Origin of the sequence: Empedobacter sp. UBA3239 (assembly GCF_002362875.1) — a bacterium.
Lineage (GTDB): Bacteria > Bacteroidota > Bacteroidia > Flavobacteriales > Weeksellaceae > Empedobacter > Empedobacter falsenii_B.
The window spans coordinates 47121-68943 of record NZ_DEVJ01000085.1; the positions used below are offsets into that span (position 1 = coordinate 47121).

Annotated in this window: 25 protein-coding genes; 24 read left to right on the forward strand and 1 reads right to left on the reverse strand. The window is 31.8% G+C overall.

The window, feature by feature from the left end; all coding sequences use genetic code 11:
• Positions 1-185: 185 nt before the first annotated feature.
• The 23 genes from rpsH to B4G36_RS13175 all read left to right on the forward strand — a co-directional run bounded on the left by rpsH (position 186) and on the right by B4G36_RS13175 (position 20187).
• Positions 186-587 (forward strand): 30S ribosomal protein S8, encoded by a 402-nt coding sequence (gene rpsH, locus B4G36_RS13065; RefSeq protein WP_019974187.1) that lies wholly within the window; start codon positions 186-188, stop codon positions 585-587.
• A gap of 22 nt (positions 588-609) precedes the next feature.
• Positions 610-1155, forward strand: coding sequence for a 50S ribosomal protein L6 (rplF, locus tag B4G36_RS13070; RefSeq protein WP_038335531.1), 546 nt, complete (start codon positions 610-612; stop codon positions 1153-1155).
• A gap of 13 nt (positions 1156-1168) precedes the next feature.
• On the forward strand, positions 1169-1519 hold the full coding sequence (rplR, locus tag B4G36_RS13075) for a 50S ribosomal protein L18 (RefSeq protein ID WP_038335534.1): 351 nt from the start codon (positions 1169-1171) through the stop codon (positions 1517-1519).
• Positions 1520-1535: 16 nt separating this feature from the next.
• Positions 1536-2057 carry a 30S ribosomal protein S5 gene (rpsE, locus tag B4G36_RS13080; RefSeq protein ID WP_038335536.1) on the forward strand — a complete coding sequence of 174 codons (522 nt, stop codon included), beginning with the start codon at positions 1536-1538 and terminating at the stop codon, positions 2055-2057.
• 11 nt (positions 2058-2068) lie between these two features.
• Positions 2069-2248, forward strand: a complete 180-nt coding sequence (gene rpmD / locus B4G36_RS13085; protein WP_038335538.1) for a 50S ribosomal protein L30 — start codon at positions 2069-2071, stop codon at positions 2246-2248.
• Between the two features lie 30 nt (positions 2249-2278).
• Positions 2279-2734 carry a 50S ribosomal protein L15 gene (rplO, locus tag B4G36_RS13090; protein ID WP_038335541.1) on the forward strand — a complete coding sequence of 152 codons (456 nt, stop codon included), beginning with the start codon at positions 2279-2281 and terminating at the stop codon, positions 2732-2734.
• A gap of 15 nt (positions 2735-2749) precedes the next feature.
• Positions 2750-4120, forward strand: coding sequence for a preprotein translocase subunit SecY (gene secY, locus B4G36_RS13095; RefSeq protein WP_291064282.1), 1371 nt, complete (start codon positions 2750-2752; stop codon positions 4118-4120).
• A gap of 22 nt (positions 4121-4142) precedes the next feature.
• On the forward strand, positions 4143-4358 hold the full coding sequence (gene infA, locus B4G36_RS13100; protein ID WP_019974180.1) for a translation initiation factor IF-1: 216 nt from the start codon (positions 4143-4145) through the stop codon (positions 4356-4358).
• Between the two features lie 75 nt (positions 4359-4433).
• Complete coding sequence (ykgO, locus tag B4G36_RS13105) at positions 4434-4550, forward strand: type B 50S ribosomal protein L36 (RefSeq protein WP_013598490.1); 117 nt, start codon at positions 4434-4436, stop codon at positions 4548-4550.
• 12 nt (positions 4551-4562) lie between these two features.
• Complete coding sequence (gene rpsM, locus B4G36_RS13110) at positions 4563-4940, forward strand: 30S ribosomal protein S13 (RefSeq protein WP_038335547.1); 378 nt, start codon at positions 4563-4565, stop codon at positions 4938-4940.
• 11 nt (positions 4941-4951) lie between these two features.
• The gene (gene rpsK, locus B4G36_RS13115) at positions 4952-5341 is read left to right on the forward strand and encodes a 30S ribosomal protein S11 (protein ID WP_019974178.1); all 390 of its coding nucleotides are present in this window, start codon (positions 4952-4954) and stop codon (positions 5339-5341) included.
• Positions 5342-5388: 47 nt separating this feature from the next.
• Complete coding sequence (gene rpsD / locus B4G36_RS13120) at positions 5389-5991, forward strand: 30S ribosomal protein S4 (protein WP_114999018.1); 603 nt, start codon at positions 5389-5391, stop codon at positions 5989-5991.
• 22 nt (positions 5992-6013) lie between these two features.
• Positions 6014-7006: a DNA-directed RNA polymerase subunit alpha gene (locus B4G36_RS13125; RefSeq protein ID WP_038335552.1), complete on the forward strand. Its 993-nt coding sequence runs from the start codon at positions 6014-6016 to the stop codon at positions 7004-7006.
• A 12-nt stretch (positions 7007-7018) separates the two neighbouring features.
• Positions 7019-7492, forward strand: coding sequence for a 50S ribosomal protein L17 (rplQ, locus tag B4G36_RS13130; protein WP_171623156.1), 474 nt, complete (start codon positions 7019-7021; stop codon positions 7490-7492).
• A gap of 230 nt (positions 7493-7722) precedes the next feature.
• Positions 7723-8793 carry a DUF6263 family protein gene (locus B4G36_RS13135; RefSeq protein WP_291064283.1) on the forward strand — a complete coding sequence of 357 codons (1071 nt, stop codon included), beginning with the start codon at positions 7723-7725 and terminating at the stop codon, positions 8791-8793.
• A gap of 1 nt (position 8794) precedes the next feature.
• A complete protein-coding gene (locus tag B4G36_RS13140; protein WP_125349691.1) occupies positions 8795-9052 on the forward strand; it encodes a hypothetical protein in 258 nt (85 codons plus the stop codon).
• Entirely contained in the window at positions 9042-11687 is a 2646-nt protein-coding gene (locus B4G36_RS13145) for a YfhO family protein (RefSeq protein WP_291064284.1), read from the forward strand. The genes B4G36_RS13140 and B4G36_RS13145 overlap by 11 nt, the downstream gene beginning before the upstream one ends.
• Before the next feature lie 7 nt (positions 11688-11694).
• Positions 11695-12996 carry a glycosyltransferase family 4 protein gene (locus B4G36_RS13150; RefSeq protein WP_291064285.1) on the forward strand — a complete coding sequence of 434 codons (1302 nt, stop codon included), beginning with the start codon at positions 11695-11697 and terminating at the stop codon, positions 12994-12996.
• A 59-nt stretch (positions 12997-13055) separates the two neighbouring features.
• A complete protein-coding gene (locus B4G36_RS13155; RefSeq protein ID WP_219034153.1) occupies positions 13056-13901 on the forward strand; it encodes a GLPGLI family protein in 846 nt (281 codons plus the stop codon).
• Between the two features lie 152 nt (positions 13902-14053).
• Positions 14054-14278 carry a hypothetical protein gene (locus B4G36_RS13160; RefSeq protein WP_125349688.1) on the forward strand — a complete coding sequence of 75 codons (225 nt, stop codon included), beginning with the start codon at positions 14054-14056 and terminating at the stop codon, positions 14276-14278.
• A 55-nt stretch (positions 14279-14333) separates the two neighbouring features.
• Positions 14334-15155, forward strand: a complete 822-nt coding sequence (locus B4G36_RS13165) for a GLPGLI family protein (protein ID WP_291064286.1) — start codon at positions 14334-14336, stop codon at positions 15153-15155.
• Positions 15152-17779 (forward strand): carboxypeptidase regulatory-like domain-containing protein, encoded by a 2628-nt coding sequence (locus B4G36_RS13170; protein ID WP_291064287.1) that lies wholly within the window; start codon positions 15152-15154, stop codon positions 17777-17779. The genes B4G36_RS13165 and B4G36_RS13170 overlap by 4 nt, the downstream gene beginning before the upstream one ends.
• A 143-nt stretch (positions 17780-17922) precedes the next feature.
• Positions 17923-20187, forward strand: a complete 2265-nt coding sequence (locus tag B4G36_RS13175; protein ID WP_291064288.1) for an NADP-dependent malic enzyme — start codon at positions 17923-17925, stop codon at positions 20185-20187.
• Positions 20188-20339: 152 nt separating this feature from the next.
• On the opposite strand, the gene B4G36_RS13180 is transcribed toward B4G36_RS13175, so the two are convergent.
• The gene (locus B4G36_RS13180) at positions 20340-20672 is read right to left on the reverse strand and encodes a hypothetical protein (protein WP_291064289.1); all 333 of its coding nucleotides are present in this window, start codon (positions 20670-20672) and stop codon (positions 20340-20342) included.
• Between the two features lie 163 nt (positions 20673-20835).
• Between B4G36_RS13180 and B4G36_RS13185 the strand changes: the two genes are divergently transcribed.
• Complete coding sequence (locus B4G36_RS13185; protein WP_291064290.1) at positions 20836-21759, forward strand: T9SS type A sorting domain-containing protein; 924 nt, start codon at positions 20836-20838, stop codon at positions 21757-21759.
• Positions 21760-21823: the final 64 nt, after the last annotated feature.

Here is a 21823-nt window from a genome sequence, read left to right on the forward strand (position 1 = left end):
ATATAAAGATTGAGTTTCATGTTTTATCTTAATTCCTAGTTATAAAACGATTAAAAATAAATTATTTAGATTAATAGTTTGTAATTAAAAAATATGCAATATATTTGCAACCCAAATGCATAGTGCATTTTGGTAAAAGTTTAATTTTAAAAGTAGTGCTTACGCGCTATACTATAGAATTATTTATGTATACAGATCCAATTTCAGATTTTCTAACTCGCGTTAGAAATGCAATGATGGCAGGACACAAAGTAGTGGAAATCCCTGCATCTAAAATTAAAAAAGAGATCACTAAGATCTTATTTGAACAAGGTTACATCTTGAACTACAAATTCGAAGGACAAGATCAACCTCAAGGAACAATCAAAATCGCTTTAAAGTACGACAAAGTTACTAAAGAGCCAGCTATCCGTAAAATCAAAAGAGCTTCAACTCCAGGTTTACGTCAATACGCAGGATCTAAAGAATTACCTCGTGTATTAAACGGTTTAGGTGTTGCTATCATCTCAACTTCTAAAGGTGTGATGACAGACAAACAAGCTCGTCAAGAGAATGTAGGTGGTGAAGTTTTATGTTTTGTTTATTAATCTTTTAAAAAATTAAGAAATTATGTCAAGAATAGGACACGCACATATCAACATCCCTGCTGCAGCAACTGTTGAATTTAAAGATAACGTAGTTACTGTAAAAGGTAGCAACATTACAATGACAAGAGAGTTAAAAGAAGGATTTGATGTAACGATCGAAGACGGAGTTTTAACTGTAGTTCGTCCAAACGATTCTAAAGATAACAAAGCTTTACATGGTTTATACCGTTCATTAATCAATAACATGATTACTGGTGTAACAGAAGGTTTCAAAAAACAATTAGAATTAGTTGGTGTTGGTTATAGAGCATCTAACAACGGACAAAAATTAGATTTGTCATTAGGTTTCTCTCACAATATCGTTATTGAATTACCTACAGAAATTAAAGTTGAAACTTTAACAGAAAAAGGTAAAAACCCAATTATTACATTATCATCTCATGATAATCAATTATTAGGAATGATCGTAGCGAAAATTCGTTCTTACCGTAAGCCAGAGCCTTACAAAGGAAAAGGAATTAAATTCGTAGGAGAAATTATTAGAAGAAAAGCAGGTAAATCTGCATAAAAATCATTGAAAAATGGCATTATCTAAAGTAGAAAAAAGACAAAAAATAAAAAGACGCGTGCGTCGAAATATTTTTGGAACAGAAACTAAACCTCGTTTATCAGTTTACCGTTCTAACAAAGAAATTTACGCTCAAATTATTGACGATAACAATGGAGTAACTTTAGCTTCTGCATCATCTCGTGAAAAAGGTGTTGCTGAAGGTACAAAAACTGAAGTATCTACATCTGTTGGTAAAGCTTTAGCTGCAAAAGCTATCGCAAAAGGAATTGAAACTGTAGTTTTTGACCGTAACGGTTTCGTGTATCATGGTAGAATCAAAGCTTTAGCTGAAGGAGCTAGAGAAGGTGGATTAAAATTCTAAAAAAGAGAAAGAAATTATGTTAGGATTTAAAAACGTAGAAAGAGTAAAACCAACAGGATTAGATTTAAAAGATCGTTTAGTTGGAGTACAACGTGTTACTAAAGTAACAAAAGGAGGTAGAGCATTCGGATTCTCTGCTATTGTTGTAGTAGGAGATGGTAATGGTGTTGTAGGTTACGGTTTAGGGAAATCTAAAGATGTAGCTTCTGCAATCGCTAAAGCAATCGAAGATGCTAAGAAAAACTTAGTACGTGTTCCATTATTTAACAACACAATTCCTCACGAACAAGAAGCTCGTTTCGGTGGTGCGCAAGTATTCATCCGTCCAGCATCAAAAGGTACAGGGGTAATTGCAGGTGGTACAGTACGTGCGGTATTAGAGTCAGTTGGTGTACATGATGTATTATCAAAATCTAAAGGTTCTTCTAACCCTCACAATGCAGTAAAAGCTACTTTCCGTGCTTTATTAAGCTTACGTTCTGTAGAAACTATTGCACGCCAAAGAGGTATTTCTGTAACTAAAGTATTCAACGGTTAAAAAAAAGTAAAATGAGCAAAGTAAGAGTAAAACAAACACGTAGTGCAATCAACCGTGATAAATCTCAAAAAGCTACATTAGTTGCTTTAGGTTTAAAAAAGTTGAATCAAGTTGTTGAGCACGAATCTACTCCTCAAATCGAAGGAATGATCCGTAAAATCTCACACTTAGTAGTAGTAGAAAGAGCTTAATCGCTTTTAACCTTTTAAAAATTATTAAAAATGAATTTAAGTAATTTAAAACCAGCTGCTGGTTCAGTACAAAATAAATTCCGTAAAGGTAGAGGTGAAGGTAGTGGAAACGGTTTGACAGCAGGTCGTGGACACAAAGGTGCTAAATCTCGTTCTGGTTATTCAAGAAAAATCGGTTTCGAAGGTGGACAAATGCCTTTACAAAGACGTTTACCTAAATTTGGTTTCAAAAACATCAACAGAGTTGAGTACACAGGAATCAATTTAGACACAATTCAACAATTAGTTGATAACAACAAAATTACAGATACTTTAAATAAAGAAACATTAGTTCAGTTAGGATTAGCTCACAAAAATGACTTAGTTAAAATCTTAGGTCGTGGAGAGTTAAAAGCTACTGTTAATGTTACTGCTGATAAATTCACTCAAACAGCTCAAGAGGCTATTGAGAAAGCAGGAGGTAAAGTAGAATTAGTTAACGCTTAAGAATATATTTTATAGATGAAAGGGTTTATACAGACCATAAAAAATATCTGGAGCATAAAAGAATTGAAGGATAAGTTACTTGTAACTATCCTTCTATTGTTGGTTTATAGATTCGGTTCTCATATTCCACTTCCAGGTGTCGATATTAACGAGGTTAATCGTTTTGTTGCAGACCAAGAAAATGCAAATTCAGGAATTTTAGGATTATTAAACTCTTTTACCGGAGGTTCTTTTAAGAGAGCTTCCGTATTTGCGTTAGGAATTATGCCTTATATCTCTGCTTCGATTGTTATACAATTGATGGGATTAGCAGTACCTTACATCCAAAAACTACAAAAAGAAGGAGAAAGCGGACGTAACAAAGTAAATCAAATTACGAGATGGTTAACAATCGGGATTTGTTTGGTGCAAGCACCAGCATACCTTACATTGGTAACTTCTCAAATTTTACCTTACGATCCAACTTCATCATATGCTATCTATGTAATTCCTCCAACCAAATTTTGGTTCTGGTTCCCTTCAACAATTATTTTGATTACAGGGACAATTTTTGCCATGTGGATGGGAGAAAAAATTACTGACAAAGGTATAGGTAACGGTATTTCAATCTTAATTATGGTTGGTATCCTAGCCGACTTACCAAAAGCAATATTTAATGCATTTGAAGTAGACCCTTCAAACGGTATTTTCTTCTTGATAGAAATGTTAGGGTTAATCCTAGTTATTGCAATGTGTATTATGATTGTTGCAGCGGTGCGTAAAGTACCAGTACAATATGTAAGAAGAGCGCAAACTTCAAGTAGTTCATATATGAGATCAGTTACAGATTCTGTACGTTCATATATTCCACTTAAAGTAAATGCAGCAGGTGTAATGCCTATTATCTTCGCACAAGCAATTATGTTTTTACCAGGAACATTGGCAAACTATTTCTTAGACGAAGGAAGTCCAGTAAAAGCATTCTTCGCGAAAATGGCAGATCCATTTACGTGGGAATACAATTTGATCTTCGGATTACTAATTATTATCTTCACATATTTCTATACTGCGATCACAATCCCAGTAAACCAAATGGCAGAAGATCTTAAACGTAACGGAGGAATCATCCCTGGAATCCGTCCTGGAAAAGAAACTGCAAATTTTTTAGACGAAATTTTATCAAAAATTACGTTACCTGGAGCAATTTTACTAACTTTGCTTGCTGTTTTGCCAGCGATTGTAAAATTATTAGGTGTAGAACAGAGCTTAGCAATGTTCTTTGGAGGTACATCAATGTTAATTATGGTGGGAGTTATCTTAGATACTGTACAACAAATTAATACATATTTATTAAATCACCGTTACGATGGTTTAATGTCTTCAGGTAGAACTTCAAGAGATATCTAATAAGATTTTATTAAAAAGATTTATGGCTAAACAAAAACATATTGAACAAGACGGTACGATTACAGAAGCATTATCAAATGCAATGTTCCGTGTCGAATTAGAAAATGGACATGTTGTAACATGTAACATATCTGGTAAAATGCGTATGCACTATATCAAATTATTACCAGGTGATAGAGTTAAAATAGAGATGTCTCCTTACGATTTAACGAAAGGAAGAATATCTTACAGATACTAAAAGAAATAATAACGACTGGTGGTAGAGTTAATGTAGATACGTTAACTCTATCGGATTATAAATAAATTTACAAAGATGAAAATTAGAGCATCCATTAAAAAGAGAAGTGCTGACTGTAAAATTGTGCGTCGTAAAGGACGTTTGTATGTGATCAACAAAAAGAATCCTAAGTTTAAACAAAGACAAGGTTAATTATTTAGAATTATGGCAAGAATTTCAGGTGTAGATTTACCTAAAAACAAAAGAGGGGTAATCGGACTTACATACATTTACGGGATCGGAAGAAGTAGTGCTTCTAAAATCTTAGCTGAAAATAACATTTCAGAAGATACAAAAGTTAGCGAATGGACTGATGAAGAAATCAATGCAATCCGTGCATCGATTAATGAAACTTTCAAAGTAGAAGGTGAATTAAGATCGGAAATCCAATTAAACATTAAACGTTTAATGGATATCGGATGTCAAAGAGGTATTCGTCACAGATTAGGTTTACCATTACGTGGTCAAAGAACAAAAAATAACTCACGTACAAGAAAAGGTAAAAAGAAAACAGTTGCTAACAAGAAAAAAGCCACTAAATAATAAATAGGATCATGGCAAAAAATCAGAAAGTAGTAAAGAAAAGAAAAGTAGTTATTGAAGCTACTGGACAAGCTCATATTCAAGCATCGTTTAACAACGTTATCGTTACTTTAACAAACAAAAACGGTGAAGTTATCTCTTGGTCTTCAGCAGGTAAAATGGGATTCCGTGGATCTAAAAAGAACACTCCTTACGCTGCTCAAGTAGCTGCTCAAGATGCAACAACAGTTGCATACGAAGCAGGATTAAGAAGAGTAAAAGTATTCGTGAAAGGACCAGGTCAAGGTCGTGAATCTGCTATTAGAACAATTCATAACGGTGGTATCGAGGTTTCTGAAATCGTTGATGTTACTCCATTACCACACAATGGATGTCGTCCACCTAAAAAGAGAAGAGTATAATCATTTTTCTCAATTTAATTATTTAATATATTTAATAGTAACAAATCATGGCAAGATATACAGGACCAAAAACTAAAATTGCAAGAAAATTTGGACAACCAATTTTCGGTGACGATAAATCTTTTGAGAAAAAGAAATATCCTCCAGGGCAACACGGACCTAACAAAAGAAGAGCTAAAAAATCAGAATACGCTATTCAGTTAACTGAAAAACAAAAAGCAAAATATACTTACGGTATTTTAGAGCGTCAATTTGCTAACTTATACAAAAAAGCAAATGCTTCTAAAGGAATTACAGGTGAAGTATTATTACAATTATGTGAATCTCGTTTAGATAACGTAGTTTACCGTTTAGGTATCGCAAACTCACGTAGTGCTGCACGTCAATTAGTATCTCACAAACACGTAACTGTAAACGGAGAAATCGTGAACATCCCTTCTTACCAATTAAAAGCTGGTGATGTAATCGCTGTTAGAGAAAAATCTAAATCTTTAACTGCAATCACAAACTCTTTACACGCACGTAGCGAGTACGATTGGTTAATTTGGAACGACGAACAAAAATCAGGAACTTTCACAAAAGCTCCAGAAAGAGTTCAAATTCCAGAAGATATTAAAGAGCAATTAATCGTCGAGTTATATTCTAAATAAACCTTAAAATCAGACTAATAAAATGACTATTTTAAATTTCATCAAACCTGACAAAGTAATCTTAGTAGAGTCTGACTCTAAATTCGGACAATTCGAGTTCCGTCCATTAGAGCCAGGATACGGGATTACAGTTGGAAATGCTCTACGTAGAGTGTTACTTTCTTCATTAGAAGGATATGCGATCACTTCAATCAAAATTGAAGGAGTTGAGCACGAATTTTCAACTATTCCAGGAGTAGTGGAAGATGTTACAGAGATCATTTTAAATCTGAAAAAGGTTCGTTTTAAGAAACAAATTGATGAATCAGATGCTGAAACTGTAACTGCTACTATCTCAGGGCAAGATCAATTAACAGCAGGTGATTTAGGGAAATTTATTTCTGGATTCCAAGTTTTAAACCCTGAATTAGTTATCGCTAACTTAGACGCTAAAGTAAACGTAACAATTACATTTACAATCGAAAAAGGTAGAGGATACGTACCAGCTGATGAGAATAAAAAGGCTTCTGCGCCAATCGGTACTATAGCAATTGACTCCATTTACACTCCAATTAAGAATGTAAAATATGCAATTGAAAACTATCGTGTAGAACAAAAAACTGACTACGAAAAATTAGTTTTTGAAATTACAACAGATGGTTCTATAACACCTCAAGATGCTTTAACTGAAGCAGCTAAAATCTTAATTCACCACTTTATGTTATTCTCAGATGAGAGAATTACATTAGAAGCGGAAGAAGTTGCATCTGGTGAAACTTATGATGAAGAAGCATTACATATGCGCCAATTATTGAAAACAAAATTGGTAGATATGGATTTATCAGTAAGAGCATTAAATTGTTTAAAAGCAGCTGAAGTTGAAACATTAGGCGAATTAGTTTCTTTCGCTAAGTCTGACTTAATGAAATTCAGAAACTTTGGTAAGAAATCTCTTACAGAGTTAGAAGAATTGGTGGACAGCAAAGGTCTTAACTTTGGAATGGACATCGTAAAATATAAGTTAGACGTAGAATAATTTTATTAAAAAATGAGACACGGAAAAAAATTTAACCATTTAGGTAGAACTGCCTCTCATAGAAGAGCTTTATTATCTAATTTAGCTATAGCGTTGATTACTCACAAGAGAATTAACACAACAGTAGCAAAGGCTAAAGCATTACAAACATATGTTGAGCCTTTATTGACAAAGTCTAAAACAGACGATACTAACAACCGTCGCGTTGTATTTTCATACTTACAAGATAAAGAAGCTGTAACTGAATTATTCAGAACTGTAGCTCCTAAAATTGCAAATCGCCCAGGAGGATACACACGTATCATCAAAACTGGATTCCGTTTAGGTGACGGTGCTGATACTGCAATGATCGAGTTAGTAGATTTCAATGATATCTACACTAACACGAAAGTTGAAAAGAAAGCAACTACACGTCGTAGTAGAAAAAGTACGAAAACAGAAGAAGCTGCTCCAGCTGCTGAAACTGAAAGTACAGAAGAAGCATAATCTATTCGATTATAATATGAAAAGCCTCCCAAATTGGGAGGCTTTTTTTGTATTTATTAATTATGACAATTTGTAATACTTTATAATTTTCTAGATTGACAATAAATTCTTTTCAATCATCTAATTTTCTAGATATGATTGTTTTAAAATCTTAATGTTAAAAAATCAACTAAAATCCTTATTTTTGGATTGATTTTGGCAATAAACCAATTATCAAACATAAAATTGATATGAAAAAATTACTATTCATGATGGCTGTCGCAATGACAGTTGTTTCATGTAAAAAAGATGATAAAGTCGTAGGAAAAGATAAAGACGGAAAAGAATTAATTGTGAACGAAAAAGGTGATACAGTTGCCAAAACGGAAACAACAGATTCTTTGAAAGTCGCTGAAACGCCTGTTGAGTCAGAAGTTGTAGCAATAACAAAAGGTGCAGATGACAAATATGCATACAAATACAATTTGGAGATAGGAAAAACTTATCCAATGACGTTGGGAATCAAAACAACTCACACGGCTTCGGATGGGAAACAATCTCAAAAAATGTCAAGTGAAAGTAAAAAACAAATTGATTATACGGTAAAAGATTTCAAAGATGGTGTGTATACATTAGAAGTGAAATCTAAACAATATAGCGAGAAAATGACGGATCCTTCGGGAAAATCAATTTCGTATGATACAAATGCTGTAAAACCAGCGAACAAAGATATTGCGGTTTCTTGGTCGATTTACAAAGCGATGACAGGGAAAACGTATACAATGAAAGTTGATCAGAAAGGAAAAGTTGTAAGCGTTGATGGATTAGAAGGAATCAAAACTTCAATTCTTAATTCTGTGAAAAAACAAGTTTCTGCAGAAGAGTTCAAATTCTTTACACAGATTATCGACAATTCATTAAACAAACAAGCGATTTCTTCTCAGTTTGAAGAAACGATGAATATTTTCCCTAACAAAACTTTAGCGCTTAAAGAATCTTGGAGCGATAGTCAAAAAATTGATCAAGGTCCAATGAAAGGAAATATTTCGATGAAGAGAACTTTAGCAAGTGTTGAGCCTGCAAATACGACAATTACTGTAAATGGAACGCAAAGTTTGAAAGGTAATGAGTCGCAGCAAGGTGTTACAATGTCTGCGAATAGTAGTGCGAATGTAGATGGAAAAATTTTGTTGGATACAAAATCTGGTTGGATCAACAAAGTTAATTTAACGAAAAAGGAAACATTAAAACGTACAGTAGAAGCGCAAGGTCAAAAACAAACGATGACTGAGTCGGTTACAACTGTCACAACAGTTAACTAAAATGAAAACAATTATTTGGATTATAATTTTAAGTATTATTTTCTTAACGATTTTTAGATTTTTAAGAAAAGTATTTGCAGTGAAAAAGGTTTTTCAAGAAGCAATTAATCAGCAAAGAAATGCTTATAATCAGAGCCAAAACTCAAATGATTCGTACAACGAATCGAAACCAAACACATCTTTCGACAAACCGAAATATAATATAGACGCCGAAACGGTGGATTACGAAATAATCGAAGAAAAAAAGGATGAAAAATAAAAAGAATTTACTCTACGTTCTTATCTCATTGCTGCTTTTTGCAGTGATTGCATTGGTGTATTGTTCACCAGTTTTATCGGGAAAATCTGTTATTCAGCCTGATATTATCAACTACAAGGGTAGTGCGCAAGAAATGTTGACGTATCAAGACAAAACAGGAGAAAATGTCTATTGGTCTGATGCGATGTTTGGTGGAATGCCAACCTATCAAACTGGTGCGAAATATAGTTTTGATATCATTAAAACCATTGATGGCGCATTCAGATTTTTACCGCGTCCAGCAGATTACATTTTCTTGTTATTTACAGGATTTTTTATACTTGGATTAACGCTTTTCAGAAAGTGGCAATATGCTTTAGTTGGTGCAATTTTCTTTGCATTTGGCTCGTATTATTTTGAGTTAATTGCAGCCGGACATAACGGAAAGCTACATACAATTGGTTATTTCGCGCCTTTGGTTGCCGGAATTCTTTTATTGTATCGTAAAAAATATATTGCAGGTTTTGTACTCACAACCTTGTTTATGGGATTGCAATTACAAGCCAATCACATCCAAATGACGTTCTATTTGTTTTTAGCGATGTTGGTTTTTGCAATTGTTCAATTTATTGATAGTTTAAAGAAAAAAGAATTACCTGATTTCTTAAAATCATCTGCATTAGTAGTTGTAGCTGTAATTATTGCAGCAGGTTTGAATGCAAATCGACTATTGTCAACTTACGAATACAGTAAAGAAACAACGCGTGGAAAGTCTGAAATGACGTTGTTGAAAAAGAATTCAAACGGATTAGATCACGATTATATCACACAATGGAGTTATGGAAAATTAGAAACATTAAATCTTTTTATTCCAAACTTGATGGGTGGTGGTTCGCAAACGAATCCAGAAGATTTAAAGAATTATACATCCGAATTACAAAATACACAATATAGTCTTGGTGAAGACGAGTTCAATCAGCAAGTTTTTCAAGCTGTGGCAAGTCAACCGAGAAGTGCATATTGGGGAGATCAGCCAGGAACTTCTGGTCCAGCTTATCAGGGAGCTGTAGTCGTTTTTTTGTTTATTATCGGAATGTTTATGGTACGTGGAAAATACGCGACCTATAAAAAATGGTTAGTTGGAGCAACGATTCTAAGTTTCATTTTGGCTTGGGGTAAAAATTTACCATTCGTTACCAACTTATTCATTGATTATTTCCCGATGTATGATAAGTTCCGCGCTGTATCATCAATCTTGGTAATTGCCGAATTTACAATGCCTTTCTTAGCAATTTTGACTTTATATTATTTCTTTAATTCTGACGAATCAGATGAATTTAAAAAGAAAGTACTTTATATAGCTGGTGGTTCTACAGTTGGAATTTTAATTATATTCTTCTTATTCGGTGGAATGATTTTTCCATTTACATCAGAGAATGAAAAATTAATGACTGAACAATTAATCGGACAAATTCAGCAAGCAAATCCAAATGCAATCGGATTTTGGGACGGATTAATAAAACGATTAGATGAAGCATTAATTCAAGATAGAATTTCTATGTTTAAAGCGGATACAGTTCGCACATTAATTTTTGTTTTGTTCACAATGGCTTTGTTGTTGGCTTATTTATTCAAGTTTATCAAAAAACCAATTATCGTTATTTTAGCGATTGGTGCGTTGGCTTTTATTGATGGATTTACGGTGAATAAAAGATATTTGAACGAAGATAATTTTGTGTCTAAATATATTGTTGACAATCCTTTCCCAACAGAAATGTCGCCTCGTTTACAAACCGAAGCTCAGAACAATAATAATGTAGCGCAAATTGCTTACAAAGTTCCGTTGAACAATTTATTATCAAATATTTCAAAACAAGATAAATCGCATTTTCGTGTATACAACACAGTTTTGAGTACGTTTAACGAAGCTGGAACTTCATATTTTGTTCCTTCAATTGGTGGTTATCATGCAGCGAAATTAGGAAAATACCAAGATGTTGTGGATATCTATTTTTCGCAAGATCCACAATTGAAAAAATACGGAATCAAAGATGAAACAGGTTTGATTAATGTATTGAATATGATGAATACGAAATACATTATTCATGGAAGTCCAACTGAGCCGCAAGTGCAGCAAAATCCTACAGCTTTGGGAAGTGCGTGGTTAGCTTCAAATATTAAATGGACAGAAAATGCCAATGACGAAATCTTAGCGATAAATTCTACACCAATTAATAACACGGTAATTTTACGTAAAGATTTGGTTGAGAATAAAAACATGAATGTTTCGGCAGATACTAATGCGAAAATTGAATTGGTTGATTATTCACCGATGAAAATGACGTACAAATCTTCTTCTAACACAGATCAAATTGCTGTTTTCTCAGAAGTTTATTATCCGCACGGTTGGATTGTAACGGTTGATGGAAAAGAAGTTCCGATCGAAAAAGCGAATTATGTTTTGCGTGCAGTTCCCGTACAAAAAGGAAATCACACAATTGTAATGGAATTTAACCCACAAGTTATTTCTACTGGAAATATAATTGTGATTGTTTCTAATATTTTACTTTTAATCGTTGTGGCTGGAGGTATTTATTTGGGATATAAAAAATGTTCTATAAAAGAGAATTTAAACTTAGCCGCTGAAAAGGCTTAATTTTAGAATGAAAAAAATATTAATCATCACCTATTACTGGCCTCCTGCGGGAGGTCCTGGTGTTCAAAGATGGTTGAAATTCACAAAATATCTTCCTGAATTTGGATATGATACGTATGTTTATATTCCTGAAAATCCTTCGTATCCAATTATTGACGAAACCTTAGCCAAGGATATCAATCCGAATGTTAAAATTGTAAAAAATAAAATTTGGGAACCTTATCAGTTAGCAGAAAAACTGAATCCAAAAAACAAAGCATATAAAGGTGGACATTTCGAGAAGAAAGAAAGTCAATCTTTCTTATCAAAACTTTCTGTTTTTGTAAGAGGAAACTTTTTTATTCCTGATGCACGCAAGTTTTGGGTAAATCCTTCTGTCGAATTCTTAAAAGATTATCTTGAAAAAGAGAATATTGATACAATTGTTACTTCTGGTCCACCTCATAGCTTACATTTAATTGGCTTGAAGCTGAAAAAACAATTCCCAAATCTCAAATGGTTAGCAGATTTTCGTGATCCTTGGACACAAATTAGTTACCACAAAGAATTGAAATTAACTTCTTGGGCCGCACAAAAACACGAAAATTTAGAACGTGAAGTGATGCAAAAAGCTGATGTTGTTTTGGCAACAAGCTATGCAGATGCTGAAAACTTCAAGAAAATTGGAGCAAAACATGTCGAAGTAATTACCAATGGTTTTGAAGAAGTAAAACAACAAACAGAAAAAGATCAAAATCACTTTCATTTGACGTATTCTGGAGGTTTGGAAATGCTTCGAAATCCAATCGCTTTGTGGAAAGCTTTAGCTGAAATTAGCAACGAAAATCAATCGTTTCGAGAAGATTTTAAACTTAATTTTTATGGTTCTTTAGCCGATGATGTCAAACAATCAATTCTTGAACAAAGTTTACAAAATAATTTAATTGTTCACGGTTATGTTTCACATCAAGAGTCATTGAACGCTATTAATACAGCAAATGTTTTGATTTTGACCAACTTTGATAATGTTGCATCTAAAGGAATTATTCCTGGAAAGTTATTTGAATATATGGCGACTGGAAATCCTATTTTAGCAATTGGACCAGCTGAGGCTGATGTTCAAAAAATACTGCATAAAACGAAAGCTGGCGATTATTTTAGCCATCAAGATGTTACTGAAATAAAATCTTTCATCCTTTCTATTTATAACCAATGGTTAAGAAATCCTCTTCAAAAATTTGAAACAAACGAAGACGAAGTTCAACAATTCAACCGTAAAAACTTAACTAAAAAGTTGGTTGACGTGGTAAATAATTTAAAAATAAATTAATACTATATTTGTAGAATAAAAATATTTATAGTAATTTCATCATAATTAACAACCTTATAATGAAATTACTATACTATTTTATCATTTTTATTGGTTGCATTGTATATGCACAGCCACAAATAAAAACTGATATATCCTTTGCGCCTATTAAATATTCGCAAACGAATTACGAGTTGTCCAATTACAACATTATTTATGACTACAAAATTGTTCGTAATGTAAAAAAACCTGAAAAAACAAAAACTGGTTTAGCACTTTTACAAATTGGTAAACGTTACAATAAATTCGTCGATTACAATCAAATCGGTACGGATTCTATTCTTGAAAGTTTTAGTCATTTACCTACAATTAAGACGAATGAATTTAATCAAATAATGTCTCAAAGTTTTAAATCTGCTTTTAAATATCAACTTATTCTAAAGAAAGAAAATGATGAACTTACATTTGTTGATAGAATCTCTCCGAATGATTTTCTTTACAAAGAAACGTTACCAAAATTAGATTGGAAACTACTGAATGACACCAAACAAATCTTGAATTATACTGCAAAAAAAGCGACTGTAAACTACGGTGGTAGAAAATGGACGGCTTGGTACACTGACGAAATCCCAATGAATGCTGGTCCGTATAAATTTTATGGTTTGCCTGGTCTTATTTTAGAGATTTATGATGATAAAGAACATTATCATTTTACAGCAAACGCTAGCAACCAAAATCCTAAACAAATCTATTTAGCTCAAGGTGAAAAAACACCTATAAAAGTTAAGAAAACAGAATTCTATAAAGCTGAAAAAGATTATCATGAAAATGCAGCTGAAAGGTTAAAAGGAGTTGCACTTGACGAAAATAAGAAACCTATAACCAATTTTGGTGGAATGCCTTATAACCCTATTGAATTGGAGTAAGAATTTAACATATTTTATTCGTTTTTAATTACTTAAATTACAAAACGATTTGTTTTATTCATTTATTATTATTATTGATGTAATTAACGTTAATGAGGCAATTGTAGGTTGCAAACTATGATTGATTATTAAAAAACTAAATTACTTAAAAAATGAAGAAAATGTTATTAGCAAGTGCTTTTGCACTTATCGGAACTTTTGCAATGGCAAATGAAACAGAAACTGAAGATAAACAAGATGTAACTTCAGTAGAATGCTGGGATGTATCTGTTGAAAGATGTGGAGTTGGATTTGTATATGAAGATTGTGGTCCTTTAGGAGATGTTATAGATTTTGCTGTAGAACTTTATGAAGAAATGGAAGTTTATTGTAATTAAATAATAAGAGGTATAGCATTAAACTTAGTTAATGCTATACTTTATAAATAGAGTTATGAAAAAAATATTCATATTATTTATTTTATCCTCTTTTTTTATTCAAGCACAAACATATAAAGTTGTATATGACGTGAAATTTGTAACTGATTCTGTAAAAAAAGAAGTAAAATATGAAGAAATGGATTTGTATATTGCAAAAGATAGTACAATTTATATAAGTCCAAAAAAGGTAAACTACGATAATTATCTTCAAGGATTAAATGCTAAAAATACTCAAGAATTTATAACAAATAACACACTAAATATAGCTGCTATAAAAGAAAAATACCCATCCCCAATCATTAATCATACTATAATAAGAAATAATGGAACAAATAAAATATTAAGTAAAGTAAATAGAAATATTTACCTATTAAATCAGCCTATTGAGGAAATAAATTGGAAAATAGAAAGTGAGCAAAAAACTCAGCTGGATTTAATTATAAAAAAAGCAACAACAACATATTTAGGGCGAAAATGGACAGCTTGGTACACAGAAGAAATACCAAACAGTGTTGGTCCATACAAATTTGGAGGATTACCAGGGCTTATTTTAGAAATCTATGATGACAATAATTATTTCCATTTTTCTGCAATTGAGATTAATCAAAATAATACAAAACCTGATTTAACAAAAGATTTTACAAAATCAAAAAAAGTGAATTTAGAGGATTACAAAAAAATATATGAAAATAGGGGAGTTGAAATTATACAAAACTTAAAAAGTCTTAATATAACAAGCTCTAATATTTCACCAGCTGAAATGGAAAAAAAGATAGATAATAAATTAAAAAGCGAAAATGTTTTTTTAGAAAAAAGTAATCATATTAATTTTTGAAAGCCCAATTAACACTATTATTTGCTTTATTTTTTCACTTTATTTTTGCACAACTTACCATTTCTGGTGTTGTAAAAAATGAGGAAGGAAAACCTATATCTGGTGCTAACGTTACCATTTCTCCAAGTACTTCGGAAGAAACCTTGGCGTATTTTATTACAAAATCGGACGGTAAATATTCAATAAAAATAGATAATTCATCGCACGAAACTTATGAAATAAAAGTTCGTGCGATGAATTATGCATTCACATCGGAATTAGTTAATGAATCTTCTACAAATTTTGATTTTACTTTACAAGAAAAAGCCATTGAGTTAAAAGAAGTTAAACTAAAAGAATCTCCAATTCGCAAAAAAGGGGATACAATTGCGTATGATGTCAGTAATTTTAAAGATATTCAAGATCGCTCTATAGCAGATGTGATCAAAAAAATGCCTGGAATAGAAATAGAAGCTTCAGGTAGAATTTTATATCAAGGCGAACCAATTAATAAATATTACATCGAAGGAATGGATTTGTTGGGCGGAAAATATGCCTTAGCAAACGAAAATCTCTCGGCACATGCAGTAGATAAAGTACAAATTTTAGAGAATCATCAGCCTATCAAGATTTTAGACAGTTTGGTTTATAGCTCTAAAGCCGCATTAAATATCAAATTAAAAAGCAAAATTACCTATTCTGGTAAAGCAGAAGTTGGTCTTGGCGCTTCACCATTGTTGTATCAGGCGAATATTACACCAATGTTGTTCACAAAAAAGCAACAAATGATAGGTTCTTATCAAGGAAATAATCGTGGAAATGATGTTTCTCGTCAATTAAAAACCTTAAGTCTTGAAGATTTTTTAAATGACTCTGAAAAATTTTCGAACGAAAGTTGGTTATCAATTGCAGGTGTACAAACTCCCAATTTTGATGGCGAACGTTGGTTAGATAATGCAATAAATATTGGTTCTTGGAATCATCTTTTTAAATTAAAAAAAGAGCTAGATTTACGAATTAACTTGTCTTATCACAACGATTTTCAAAAGCGATTCGGAGAAACAAACACACAATATTTTTTACCAACGGGAGATATATTTCTCAACGAAATCAAGCAAAATTATTTGCAAATAGAAAGTCTTAATCTAAAAGCAACATTATCTCAAAATAGTTCGAAAAATTATCTTGAAAATGTCTTGGAATTTAAAGGAGATTGGAATAGTTCGAGAGGAAATCTCTATCAAAACAATAACTATATTTCGCAAAAATTAGCTCAACCGAATAGAGAATTTTCTAATCAATTTAAAACAATCAGAAAAATTGGTAAACAATTAATTACGTTGCGTTCTGTTATTGCATATAAAAATTACAGCGAAAATTTGAGCATTACGCCAGGAGTTTTTACTGATTTTATAAATAACGGAACTGATTATCAAAATGCATTTCAACAAATTAATTTCGATAAATTCTCAACAAATAATTTTGCTGAGTTTTCAAAAGGAATAAAAGCGTTTGTCTTACAGTCTAAAATTGGAATTAAGTACATCAATCATACGATGAAAAGTAATTTGTTGGCAGATGAGCAAACGATAAATTCTTCTTTTGAGAACAATACACGCTGGTCAACTTTAAATCCGTATGTAGAAAATAACTTTTCGTACAGAAAGAATCGACTTAATTTTTCTTTTGGAATTCCTTTTCAGTGGTATAATTTAGAGAATAATTCTTTTGGAAATAAAACTTCATACAATTGTTTTTACATCGAACCAAAATTTAATATAGGTTTAGAATTTTCAAAATTCTGGAAAGTATCAACCTCGCATAATTTCTCTAATGATTTGGGGAGTTTAACACGTTTGCACGAAGGATTTATATTGTATCGATACAATTCTATTCAACAAAATGACGGAAATTTTAACGAAGTAAAAAAATGGAATTCTTCTTTACGTTTCGAGTATAAAAATCCGATAAAATCTAGGTTTATCAATTTTGGATATTCGTACAATTGGTCAGAAAATAACTTAATCTACAATTACAGCTATAATGCGGATGCAAGTACTGTTTTAGAAGCTTTGAACTTAAAAAATCATCAAAAAACACATTCTGTTAATGCTAAAATAAGTCAATATTTTTCTAAAATTAAGACAACATTTAATTTAGCTGGAGGTTATAATTTTACAACCTACGATCAATTATTAAATGATGATTTAATCGAAATTCACAATACCATTTTAACTTCTAATTTTGATGCATCTTTCAGATTATTAAGTTGGATGACGTTTGAGTATAAATATGGTGTAACCAATTATAAAAATAAATTATCAGGAAACTCAAGTTCACGATCAATCACCAATCAAATCCACCAAATAGGATTACATTTTTTTCCTGCAGATCAGCATTATATAAAACTTAATTTTGATTTGTATGTTAATGATGATTCAAGATTAAATCCAAATTCTACTTTCGGAGATTTAATGTATCGTTATTCATTAAAAAAGAAGAAAATAGATTTTGAATTGTCTGCTTATAATCTTTTTAATGAAAAATATTTTTCTCAAAACAGTTTTTCTTCCAATTTCGAACAACGATTTATCTATAAGTTGAGACCAACACAAATTATGTTAACAACGAGATTCAATTTTTAATTTATCAACCTCATAATTATTAACTTCAAAATTATAAAACTCGATAATTTATTTTAATAAAATATTAAAATCTAACATCTGTCATAAGTGGGTTGAATATATTTTACCTAAATTTATTTTGAAAAAATATAAACCACAGAGAAATGAATGACAATCGTAAGAAAGATGCATTGAATTACCATTCGATGGGTCAACCAGGAAAGATTGCAGTAGTGCCTACAAAACCTACGAATACACAACGTGATTTATCGCTTGCTTATTCGCCAGGTGTTGCGGAGCCTTGTTTAGAGATTGAAAAAGACCCAGAAAATGCTTATAAGTACACAGCAAAAGGAAATCTGGTTGCAGTTATTAGTAACGGTACAGCCGTTTTAGGTTTGGGAGATATTGGTGCGGTAGCTTCAAAACCGGTGATGGAAGGTAAAGGTCTTCTATTCAAAATTTTTGCTGATATTGATGTTTTCGATATCGAATTGGATACAAAAAATGTTGATGAATTTATCAATACGGTAAAAGCTTTAGAGCCGACTTTTGGAGGAATCAATTTAGAGGATATTAAAGCGCCTGAGTGTTTCGAAATTGAGAAACGTTTGAAAGCTGAAATGAATATCCCAGTTATGCACGACGATCAACACGGAACAGCTATTATTTCTGGTGCAGCGTTGATTAATGCATGTGAATTACAAGGAAAAGATATTTCTAAAGTTAAAATTGTAGTAAACGGAGCTGGTGCTGCGGCAATTTCGTGTACAGGAATGTATATTTCTGTTGGTGCAACGAAAGAAAATATCGTGATGTTAGACAGTAAAGGTGTTATTCGTTCTGACCGTGATAATCTTGATCCTTCTAAAGCAGAATGGGCAACAGATCGTGATATTTCGACATTGGCAGATGCTGTTAAAGATGCAGATGTTTTTATCGGTTTATCGGCTGCAGATGTTTTATCAGCAGATATGTTGAATACAATGGCAGAAAATCCAATTGTGTTAGCAATGGCAAATCCAAATCCAGAGATTGCGTACGATTTAGCAGTTGCGACGCGTCAAGATATTATTATGGGAACTGGGCGTTCTGATTATCCAAACCAGGTGAATAATGTACTTGGGTTTCCGTATATTTTTAGAGGAGCGTTAGATGTTCGTTCGACGACAATTAATGAGGAAATGAAAATTGCTGCTGTTCGAGCAATTGCAGAATTAGCAAAAGAACCAGTTCCTGAAGTTGTGACGCAAGCATACAATAATCATTCGATCAAATTTGGAAAAGATTATATTATTCCAAAACCTAATGATCCACGTTTGTTACCAGAAGTTTCGGCTGCGGTTGCAAAAGCGGCGATTGAAACTGGTGTTGCTAAAAATATCATTACAGATTTCGAAGAATACAAATTGTCATTGATTAAGCGAATCGGAAAAGAAAGTACGATTATGCGTAATTTGACACAAACGGCAAAATCAAATCCAAAACGTGTTGTTTTTGCTGAAGGAGATCGTTTCGAAATTCTTCGTGCAGCGCAAATTGTAAAGGAAGAAAAAATCGCTATTCCAATTATTTTAGGAAAGAAAAATAAAATTCAACAAATGATTAAAGATTATATGTTGGATTTGGAAGATGTTGAAATTGTTGATACAAATGCAGAAGAAGATTCTGACAGATACAATCAATTCGTTGATTTTATTTATTCGAAACGTCAACGAAAAGGAATCTCAAAATCTGATGCGAAAAAATTATTGAGAGATCGTAATTATTTTGGATCATGTATGGTTGAGTTTGGTTATGCAGATGCAATGATTTCGGGAATGACGAAAAATTATTCGCAAGCGATTCGTCCAGCTTTAGAATTAATAGGAGCAGAACAAGGTCAAAAAGTTGCGAGTATGTATATGATGTTGACAGAAAAAGGACCAGTTTTCTTAGGTGATACAACGGTTAATTTAGATCCAACTTCAGAGGATTTAGTTAACATTACATTGCAATTTAACGAAACAATTAAGAAGTTTAAAATTGAACCAAAGATTGCATTACTGTCTTATTCAAACTTCGGGTCTAACAAAGGAGAAACAGTTTCTAAAGTTCAGAATGCGGTAAATTATTTGCATAAAAATCATCCAGAAATTATTGTAGATGGTGACATTCAGGCAAATTTTGCAGTAAATAAAGAGAAGTTACAAAGCAACTTTCCATTTTCTAAATTAGCAGGAACGCATGCCAATACATTAGTTTTTCCAAATCTTGAATCAGCAAATATTTCGTACAAATTATTACAAGAATTAGGAAATATAGAAGCGGTTGGACCAATTCTGATTGGAATGAAGAAACCAATTCATTTGTTACAATTAGATAGTACTGTTCGCGAAATTGTAAATATGGTAACAATAGCTGTTATTGATGCACAACAACATCAGTAAGTAATATAGTTTTAAATAAAAAATCCACTTAAATCTTTTAAGTGGATTTTTTTTGCTCATTCAACTATTATTTGATGAATTCCTCCTTGAGAAAGAGATTCTATGTTTTTGAACAAAATATTATCTATTTTATTACTTCCACATTTTCCAGGTCATTTTGAAATGTTAACAATAAACTTGAATAGTTTAGGCTCTTTTGTTAGTACAATAGCCTCATAGGATGTAGAACCTACTATCCATTCAGGTTTATTTAAAATAACTCTATTTTCATTATTAATTTCAAAAGAAATTCCAAATTTAGTATCGCCGTTAACTTGTAAGAAATGAAAATGTTCTTTCGTTAAAATTCCTTTTTGAATTAAGTTTTCACCCTTATAATTTACAAATTCTAATACAACAGGTTCTTGAGTTGTAAAACAATCATCATCATTACAAGAAAATAGGATTAATGAAAATACGAGAGTAAAAAAAATAATTTTTTTCATAGTAGATTGATTTCTATAATAATGTGTAAATATAAGATTGGTTGAGTAAAAGATTTCTAATTTGATTATAGTTATAACATTTGTTAAATATATTTATTGTGATGATGATAGAACCTCATTAAAAATTATTTTAATATATTGTAAGCTTTTAATTTAATACAATATGAAGAAAATTTACATTTTATTACTTACTGCAAGTACATTAACATTCGCCCAAAAAAATACGTCTTTTGAAACGAAAGAAGGATATGAATTAGGAAATATCAATACTCAGAATAATTGGGAAGTTGCAGAAGGAAATGGAAAAGTTTTAGATAATCAAATAATTTCGGATGAACAAGCAAGTGAAGGGAGTTATTCTTTCAAAAATGGAGATCAGATTGATTTTGGACCTAAATATTTCCCTGTAATGGGAGTGACAAAAACTTTTGAAAAACCTGTCGATTATAAGGGTTTTACGATTTCCTTTGATGCTTTTGTTACAAAAAGAGATGGTGCAGATTTTGAATTTACTTTATTTACAATTAACCCAGAAACGGATGAATTTAATCCTGTAGCAGGTTTGGGAATGGAGAATAGGGGATATTTGTATATTACAAAAGATATTGAGTATGGTTTCGATTATGCAGATGCTGCAGAAGGTTGGCCAATCAATAAATGGAATAATTTTAAAATTGAAGTTACAGAAAATGAAATCAAGTATTATCTAAATGATAAATTGGTTTATACAGGAGATAATTTTACGAAACTAGATGTTCATGGTTTTACAATGCTTCATAATAATTATGGTGGAGATGCTTATTATGATAATTTTAAATTCAGTACAGATAGCTTAGCGGTGAATCAAATTGGACTGAAGGAATTCAAAATGTATCCAAACCCTGTACAAGATGTTTTAACATTCGATACGAATTTTTATGATCAGATTTCAGGAGTTGAAGTGTCTAATACAGTTGGTCAAATTGTTTTGAAAACGGATAAATCTTTAAAAGAATTGAATATGTCATCATTAAAATCGGGAATTTATTTTGTTAAAATCTATATGAAAGATGGAAAAACAATGACAAGAAAAACTATTAAAAAATAAACACAAAAAAGCCTCGCATTGCGAGGCTTTCCTTATTTTTTTAAGGCACTCTCCTTTAAAGTGT

Coding starts and splice junctions, on each gene's coding strand:
- rpsH (WP_019974187.1), top strand. CDS start 186: ATGTATACAGATCCAATTTCAGATTTTCTAACTCGCGTTAGAAATGCA.
- rplF (WP_038335531.1), top strand. CDS start 610: ATGTCAAGAATAGGACACGCACATATCAACATCCCTGCTGCAGCAACT.
- rplR (WP_038335534.1), top strand. CDS start 1,169: ATGGCATTATCTAAAGTAGAAAAAAGACAAAAAATAAAAAGACGCGTG.
- rpsE (WP_038335536.1), top strand. CDS start 1,536: ATGTTAGGATTTAAAAACGTAGAAAGAGTAAAACCAACAGGATTAGAT.
- rpmD (WP_038335538.1), top strand. CDS start 2,069: ATGAGCAAAGTAAGAGTAAAACAAACACGTAGTGCAATCAACCGTGAT.
- rplO (WP_038335541.1), top strand. CDS start 2,279: ATGAATTTAAGTAATTTAAAACCAGCTGCTGGTTCAGTACAAAATAAA.
- secY (WP_291064282.1), top strand. CDS start 2,750: ATGAAAGGGTTTATACAGACCATAAAAAATATCTGGAGCATAAAAGAA.
- infA (WP_019974180.1), top strand. CDS start 4,143: ATGGCTAAACAAAAACATATTGAACAAGACGGTACGATTACAGAAGCA.
- ykgO (WP_013598490.1), top strand. CDS start 4,434: ATGAAAATTAGAGCATCCATTAAAAAGAGAAGTGCTGACTGTAAAATT.
- rpsM (WP_038335547.1), top strand. CDS start 4,563: ATGGCAAGAATTTCAGGTGTAGATTTACCTAAAAACAAAAGAGGGGTA.
- rpsK (WP_019974178.1), top strand. CDS start 4,952: ATGGCAAAAAATCAGAAAGTAGTAAAGAAAAGAAAAGTAGTTATTGAA.
- rpsD (WP_114999018.1), top strand. CDS start 5,389: ATGGCAAGATATACAGGACCAAAAACTAAAATTGCAAGAAAATTTGGA.
- B4G36_RS13125 (WP_038335552.1), top strand. CDS start 6,014: ATGACTATTTTAAATTTCATCAAACCTGACAAAGTAATCTTAGTAGAG.
- rplQ (WP_171623156.1), top strand. CDS start 7,019: ATGAGACACGGAAAAAAATTTAACCATTTAGGTAGAACTGCCTCTCAT.
- B4G36_RS13135 (WP_291064283.1), top strand. CDS start 7,723: ATGAAAAAATTACTATTCATGATGGCTGTCGCAATGACAGTTGTTTCA.
- B4G36_RS13140 (WP_125349691.1), top strand. CDS start 8,795: ATGAAAACAATTATTTGGATTATAATTTTAAGTATTATTTTCTTAACG.
- B4G36_RS13145 (WP_291064284.1), top strand. CDS start 9,042: ATGAAAAATAAAAAGAATTTACTCTACGTTCTTATCTCATTGCTGCTT.
- B4G36_RS13150 (WP_291064285.1), top strand. CDS start 11,695: ATGAAAAAAATATTAATCATCACCTATTACTGGCCTCCTGCGGGAGGT.
- B4G36_RS13155 (WP_219034153.1), top strand. CDS start 13,056: ATGAAATTACTATACTATTTTATCATTTTTATTGGTTGCATTGTATAT.
- B4G36_RS13160 (WP_125349688.1), top strand. CDS start 14,054: ATGAAGAAAATGTTATTAGCAAGTGCTTTTGCACTTATCGGAACTTTT.
- B4G36_RS13165 (WP_291064286.1), top strand. CDS start 14,334: ATGAAAAAAATATTCATATTATTTATTTTATCCTCTTTTTTTATTCAA.
- B4G36_RS13175 (WP_291064288.1), top strand. CDS start 17,923: ATGAATGACAATCGTAAGAAAGATGCATTGAATTACCATTCGATGGGT.
- B4G36_RS13180 (WP_291064289.1), bottom strand. CDS start 20,672: ATGAAAAAAATTATTTTTTTTACTCTCGTATTTTCATTAATCCTATTT.
- B4G36_RS13185 (WP_291064290.1), top strand. CDS start 20,836: ATGAAGAAAATTTACATTTTATTACTTACTGCAAGTACATTAACATTC.